Genomic DNA, 6746 nt, shown 5'->3' on the forward strand with positions numbered 1-6746 from the left:
GACGATTGGTGAAGCGCCGCCGCTTTCTCCCTAGAACCCATCAATCACTCTGATACTATGCCAGCTTCCTCAGCAGAATAACCGTGTAGTCATCATGCAACTCCGGTTTCGCACGGAAGATCTGCAACTGCCGCGACAGGTCTTCCAAAATGGACTGGAGCGGCTTGGCCCGTCGGCCACTCACAAAGCTCATCAACTGCTTTTCACCGAACATCTCCCCCATCTCATTCTCCGCCTCGATGACGCCATCGGTGTAGAGTAACAGAATGTCGCCGGATCGTAATTCATGCCGGCACTCGTCGTACTGAAACCCCTCATGCACTCCCAGCACCCCGCCAGTAGGTTCAAGTGTCTCGGTGCTGCCGTCGCGGCGAATGATCACCGGCGGGCAGTGCCCGGCGTTGGCCTGTACCAAACGCGAGACAGGCCGGTTTCCTGGTTCGACCGCTACGCAGGCCAGCGACACAAACTTGGTGACCGGTACGTTGCGGCACAGCCAGCGGTTGAGTCGGCTCAGCAGTTCGCTCGGCGATTTCTGTTCCTCAGCCATGATCTGGAGCGCCCCTTGGACATTGGACATGAGCAGTCCGGCCGGCAGCCCTTTTCCCATGACATCAGCGATAACGACAATTGGGTAGCCATTCGGGCTCTCCGTGAGGAAGTCGTAGTAGTCGCCTCCCACGATGCGGGCTGCCATCGATCTGACTGCCAACTCGAAACCGTCGATCCTGGCCACCGACTGGGGCAGCAGTGCGCGATGAATCTTGCTGGCCAGAAACAGGTCCTGCTCGAGTTCCGCGGTCTCTTCAGGGCTTATGCAGCCGAGACAGATCTGGGTGATCGGTTGAATCTCCAGTCGGTGCAGTTCGACCGCGTCATGGCAAACGGCGCAGGCCCCAAAGGATCGATCCTCGATTCGCCTGATCCCCTCCCTTATCTGCTTGAGCAGATCCTGGGCCTTGACCGTGTCACTGTCCCCCACCGCTCGTTGGGCGCTCAGCCATTCGGATACGGCTGCCTCCTTGTCGAGCAAGAGGGCGTGAAAGTGTTCTAATTCCGCGATTGTCATATACTACCTCGCAAGTTCTCCCAATACTTCTAAAACGGTATCCGCCAACACTGGTTTCACCGGACGGCAGATGCTCAGTAGAATGTGATATTGTGGTTCCTATCTCGGCGGGGCACAAGTCTCAAATTGCCGGTATGGCATATTCGATTGACTTAAATCAATGGCTTGTAGTTGTTTCTTGTTGATTCATGAGGCACTAAGGACAAAATCATCTCTGTAGCGAAAGACCGATCACCAACGCCAGGAGGAAATATGCAGACTCTGTTGAGCAAATTCGCTCTCTTTGCAGCAATGCTGGGCAGTGCTGTTGCCGCTCAAAACACGACGTACCGACAGGTTCCCAATGATCTGACAGAGGCCTCGCGGTCGTGCGTGGAATGCCATCAGGCGGACATGCCCGGATTGGTTGGGGAATGGCGGTACAGCCGGCATTACGGGGCGAATGTCGGGTGTTTCGAATGTCACCAGGCAGACCCCAAAGATGCCGACGCGGTCGAACACAACGGATACACGATCGCGGTCATCGTTTCGCCAAAGGACTGTTCCCGATGTCACCTGACGGAATTTGATCAGTTCCAGGCCTCGCACCATGCCGACGCCGGCAAAATCCTCGGTTCGCTTGACAATGTCCTCGGAGAAGTTGTCGAGGGGCCGATGGCGGCGGTCAATGGTTGCAAACAATGCCACGGAACCGAAGTGAAAGTGATGGCGGACGGAAAACTGGACCCGACCACCTGGCCGAATTCCGGCATGGGACGTTTGAATCCGGACGGTTCCAAGGGTTCCTGTGCCGCTTGCCATAGCCGACACTCGTTCGACGCCGCGCTGGCGCGACAGCCGGAGAACTGCGGCAAGTGTCATCTCGGCCCGGACCATCCACAGAAAGAGATCTACGAGGAGTCCAAGCATGGGATCGCCTACTACGCGAATATTGACCGGATGAATCTGCATAGTTCTTCATGGATAGTGGGAGTCGATTATTCGGCGGCGCCGACCTGCGCCACCTGCCACATGTCCGCTACCAGGGACCTTCCGCTGACCCATGATGTCGGTGACCGTATCAGCTGGACACTTCGACCGCCGATCTCCCAGAAAGTGGACGCCGCGGCGATTAAGGCCGGGCAGAAGGTGAAGTCGTGGGAGGCGCGCCGGTCTGATATGCAGAAGGTCTGCGCGAATTGCCACACTTCGACCTACGTGGAGAATTTTTATCAACAGTATGACGGCGCGGTGGGTTTGTATAACGACAAATTTGCGACTCCGGCAACGGAGATTTATAACAAGCTGAGGTCGAGCGGTTTGATAACGGCCGACAATACGTTCGACGAGGAGATCGAGTGGACCTATTACTTCCTGTGGCATCACGAAGGACGTCGCGCCCGCATGGGGGCCGCCATGTTTGCGCCGGATTACACGCAGTGGCATGGCTTCTTTGAAGTGGCGGCACGATTCTATACCGAGTTCGTGCCCCAGGTCGAAGCGATTATTGAGCATGGTCTGGCGACAGGAAATGAAAAGGCTGCCGCTGCCAAGGAAGTTCAGACAGTGCTTGAGAAGGTGCTTAACCGCGAGGATCATCTGTGGTTCACCGGCAACGAGCCCGAAGAGATCAAGAAAGCGCGCATGAAAGCGATGGAGGAGTTCAAGAAGCGATACGCGAACTGAGGCGGTGGACAGCGAGCGAATCATTGGCCTGTGCGGCCCCTTTGCGTGAGACAGAATTGGGTTCGTTTTGTCATTTTTTATTTCCGTTCGAGGGCGTTTTGTCGCAGTAACCGATGATGTAGCATGGTGATACGTGGATGGACAGGTGCTGTTTTGGATGTGGCGCATTCGCGTATCTCCATATGTGACTTGTGGTTGCGATGAAAACAGCAGAGCCTGGTCGCAAGCTAAGTTGTTGAACTGCAAGCAAGGTACCGCCACCATGCATGTTTCACGAGCCGTGCGAGTTGGGGTTTCGAGCACTGGTGTTCAGAGTTCTCCTCTCTTCTAATGGCGCGATGTAGTCGCAAAGACTAAGGAGTTGGTGGGGAAACTGGTGATATGTGTGAGAGAGAGTACGGTTTTGGTGGTTGTGTGCATGATCGAGAATCCACACCTTGCAGGTGTGGCACAGGCTTATTGATGCTTCTCTCCATACATCACGCATCGAGTAAGTGACGTTTTCCATCGCTGGCGTGTAGAGATCATTCATCTTTGCATTAGGTCAGTGGATTCACAATCACTAAGGAATGGTCTGAGAAATTGGTGATGCGTCGAAGAGGGAGTATAGATCAGAAGCTTTGGCGCCTGATCGAGAATTCAGACCTTGCAAGTAGTGTGTTGCTGCAAGCAGGCAAGCTGACGGAGAACAGCAACTGTCAAAACCCCTTGCGACCTGATTACAGCGTTGGGGTTTTGGCCTACAAAAACCATTCAGAAACCCACCGCGTAGCGGTGCGGCACCCGGCCGAATCTTATGACAGAGGTTGAGTACCTTGATTGAGAATTCTCACGTACTCTGAATAGCCGTAAAGTTTCCCTCTCTTTCTGCCTCGAATCTCCCGTACTAAGCCGAGTGACTCCAAATGTCCGATAGCGGTAGTGGCCGTAGGAATACTCAGTTTGCTGATCTTCGCAGCCTTGGCAATTGAGAGTATGGGGGTTCGCTGCAATGTATCGTGGACTCTCAGCGCCGAGCCGGAAGCCCTCCCCAGGCCGGCAATCTTATCACGGTCCCTAGTGAACATCTTGACGAGTCGCTGTGCCGTCGTAACTGCCTGGGCGGAAGTTTCATGAACTCCAGTGAGAAAGAAATGCAGCCAAGCCTCCCACTCACCGTTGACGCGAACGCCCTGCAACAGATCATAGTATTGCGTACGGTTCGTTTTGAAATAGAGACTGAGATAAAGCAGCGGCTGAGAGAGCGCCTCTTCGGCACAAAGCAGGAGCGTAATCATCAGTCGTCCAAGGCGACCGTTTCCGTCCAGAAACGGGTGGATACTCTCAAACTGGACATGGGCAAGAGCCAGCTTTTGAAGTATCGGTGTTCTGACCGGATCATTGTGCAGAAACTTCTCCAGTGCCCCCATGGTTTCGACAACCTTCTCCGGCGATGGTGGAATATAGATGGCGTTTCCCGGTCGCGTGCCACCTATCCAGTTCTGACTGGTTCGGAATTCTCCGGGAGTCTTGTCGCTGCCCCTCCCTTTGCTGAGTAAGACGGCGTGAATTTCCTTCAACAGCCGAAGCGATATTGGGAAGCCTTTTCTCAATCGTTTAAGGCCGTGGTTAATCGCTGCAACGTAGTTGGACACCTCTTGAACATCATCCACAGGTACCCCAGGAAGCGCTTCTGTTTCCCACAAGAGCAGGTCTGACAACGAGGACTGCGTCCCCTCGATTTGCGAGGACAGGACCGCTTCTTTCCGAATATACATGTAGAGGAACAGAGAAGTGTCTGGGAGAAGGGTTGAAACGCTATCGAGGCGACCAAGAGACAGAAGGGCTTTTTCTTCCAGAGCTTTCAATTCCGTATCGATATTGAGCGGTGGGATGGGCGGCAGGGGATTCGGAATAAATGCTCGGCAAGTTTCTCCCCCAGCTGTTGAGATATTCTCAAAACTTCCGGACTTTCGTTGAACCATCGTAGAAAATCCAAATTAAAGGTTTTTTAATAAGCCTAAACCGTATTAAAGGATAAAGCGTTTTCCTTTAATTAGCAAGAAACTACTGCAAATACTGATACTGAGCTAACCTATTATTTGTCAATGTAGTAATGTCGTAATCAACGCTTGCGGCCCTCGTGCGTTCGACAAATCCGCTCCAGGCGGGTTCCCAGTTTTCACAACCATGCAGCCGACATTAGCTCTGAAGTCTCCATTTTCGTTTCCTCTGTCTTGAACACTGGTCGGCCGTATGGGGAAATGGAGTGACCGGGGACCCAGCAGGTGGCTAGGCTACACCTGGTTTCATGTTCGTCATCTGTCGTTGCGGAAGTCATCACCCGTTGGGTTCACTACGGGGCTGGGGGCGTCGGATTCAAGGGAGTACGTTGTGTCAGTTCACACCGTCCGCCTATCGGCAGACGGCAGGAACTGACACAACAGGGAATCGTCAGCTTGAGCCCCTTGCCAGCACATGCCCGACGCCATATACTATGCCATCATCTGGCGTCTGCTTACGGCATGGAGAAGCGACCCGGCGGGGTGGTTAGCCCAGACGGTGCACAGGTGAGGAGGTACCGCTATGAATTTCCGTAACAGTATTCTGCTGACGGCCATACTGGTGCTGGTGGTCGTTGCGACGCACGGTGAGACAAAGGCCAGCGACGAACTGATCCTGGTTCCGTGGAGCGAGATCCGAGCAGAAATCGCCACTTACCTTTGCGTGAAGGTGGACTCGCACCCTGACGGCACGATTGGCTCATGGATTGAGCACACGGGGTACGAACGCTGCACACCGGGAAACGCTACTCCCGCGCTTGCACGCGCAGTGAAGAAAACGCTCAAAATGAACTTTGCACTCCTGGTCGGCGTGCAGCCGAGACAGGTCGGATTGAAGTTTCAGGACACGCTTCCCATCGACGTGCAGACCAGGAACTTGCAGGAGGCATATTTCGGCTGCGATCTATTTCTTCGACCGCTTTTGAGAAGTCTCGCCAAAGAACTGGCATCGCAGGGGCTGGCCTGCCCCGATCTCCCGGCGCTCGAGCCGAGGCCGGTGCGAACGGTGCTGTGGGCGGAATTCGCGCGCTATCTGAGTGTGTATGCCTGGCCGGATGAAGTCTATACACCAACCGACTCGTTGGGCCGACCGACCGGCAAGCCGATTTCAACCTACCATATCTGCTCCGGATTGAACGGCATCGACGACGCGATTGCAGACCCCGACGAATTCCTCGTGTACGTGGCTTGCACGATCGCCATGTTCAACCCCGACTTCGAAAAACTGGCCAGCACGTACTTCAAGAAACTCAGGACCGATTCCGCATTGCACGCAATGACAGGGAATAGTGAGCGCACCAAGTACCTTCGCGAGCAGTTGCCCGCGCGGCTCGCAGCGGACCGCAAGCTAAGAGAGGTCGCCATGAAAAGGGTCAAGAAGTACGCGGAGGACCTGGCGATTCGGTTCGAGTCTTAGTCGAACGGAGTAACTGAAAATCGAGATTGCTTCGCTCGCCGGACGCGGAACCAGAAGCGGTTTCGCGCCACATTCTGGTTTTCCGCGTACGCCGGAATGACAATAGATAGCTTCGTACGCGCTTCGACTCCGCTCAGCGCGTCACGCCAAGGCTATGATGTAACGCTGAAGTCCGCCGCAAGCGGCAGGGTACCAGGTTCAGGAGCTAACCCGCCCACCACCATTGAGCAACGCATCTATGATCCTTCCTGGCAAGCACAATGATGCCACTACTCATACCCAATTTCAACAGTTCGTCGAGCGTCCTCCACCCTTTGGAAACACTCACATAGTAATAGACACTGTCGCTCAATATCAGACTGTCAAAAACTAGCTCTGAAACAGCACTCTCAGTTTGGGAAGCAAGAAGCACTCGACGTGCTGCATCTAGTGTAGTGTTTCATAATTGTATTGACATTTGATTTGAACTTTGATATTTTGGCCGGCGATGAATATCGCCGAGCCAATCGCGCTGTCTTCTGAGGAGCAACGGGTGATCGATGCCTGGGTGCGG

The 6746-nt window shown here is 54.2% G+C and carries 4 protein-coding genes; 2 read left to right on the forward strand and 2 right to left on the reverse strand.

Annotated elements, in window-relative coordinates:
* Nucleotides 1-55: 55 nt before the first annotated feature.
* The gene (locus AB1644_07530; protein ID MEW6050895.1) at nt 56-1069 is read right to left on the reverse strand and encodes a SpoIIE family protein phosphatase; all 1014 of its coding nucleotides are present in this window, start codon (nt 1067-1069) and stop codon (nt 56-58) included.
* Nucleotides 1070-1321: 252 nt separating this feature from the next.
* Here AB1644_07530 and AB1644_07535 point away from each other — a divergent pair, with 252 nt between their 5' ends.
* Complete coding sequence (locus AB1644_07535; protein MEW6050896.1) at nt 1322-2734, forward strand: multiheme c-type cytochrome; 1413 nt, start codon at nt 1322-1324, stop codon at nt 2732-2734.
* A 794-nt stretch (nt 2735-3528) separates the two neighbouring features.
* Here AB1644_07535 and AB1644_07540 read toward each other — a convergent pair.
* A complete protein-coding gene (locus AB1644_07540; protein MEW6050897.1) occupies nt 3529-4698 on the reverse strand; it encodes a Fic family protein in 1170 nt (389 codons plus the stop codon).
* Between the two features lie 601 nt (nt 4699-5299).
* Between AB1644_07540 and AB1644_07545 the strand changes: the two genes are divergently transcribed.
* Nucleotides 5300-6193, forward strand: a complete 894-nt coding sequence (locus AB1644_07545) for a hypothetical protein (protein ID MEW6050898.1) — start codon at nt 5300-5302, stop codon at nt 6191-6193.
* The last annotated feature ends 553 nt before the right edge of the window (nt 6194-6746 follow it).

This window comes from Candidatus Zixiibacteriota bacterium, assembly GCA_040753875.1.
Taxonomy (GTDB): domain Bacteria; phylum Zixibacteria; class MSB-5A5; order GN15; family FEB-12; genus DATKJY01.

Excerpts from the sequence above, each read along its gene's own strand:
- AB1644_07530 (MEW6050895.1), bottom strand. The coding sequence starts at position 1,069 with ATGACAATCGCGGAATTAGAACACTTTCACGCCCTCTTGCTCGACAAG.
- AB1644_07535 (MEW6050896.1), top strand. The coding sequence starts at position 1,322 with ATGCAGACTCTGTTGAGCAAATTCGCTCTCTTTGCAGCAATGCTGGGC.
- AB1644_07540 (MEW6050897.1), bottom strand. The coding sequence starts at position 4,698 with ATGGTTCAACGAAAGTCCGGAAGTTTTGAGAATATCTCAACAGCTGGG.
- AB1644_07545 (MEW6050898.1), top strand. The coding sequence starts at position 5,300 with ATGAATTTCCGTAACAGTATTCTGCTGACGGCCATACTGGTGCTGGTG.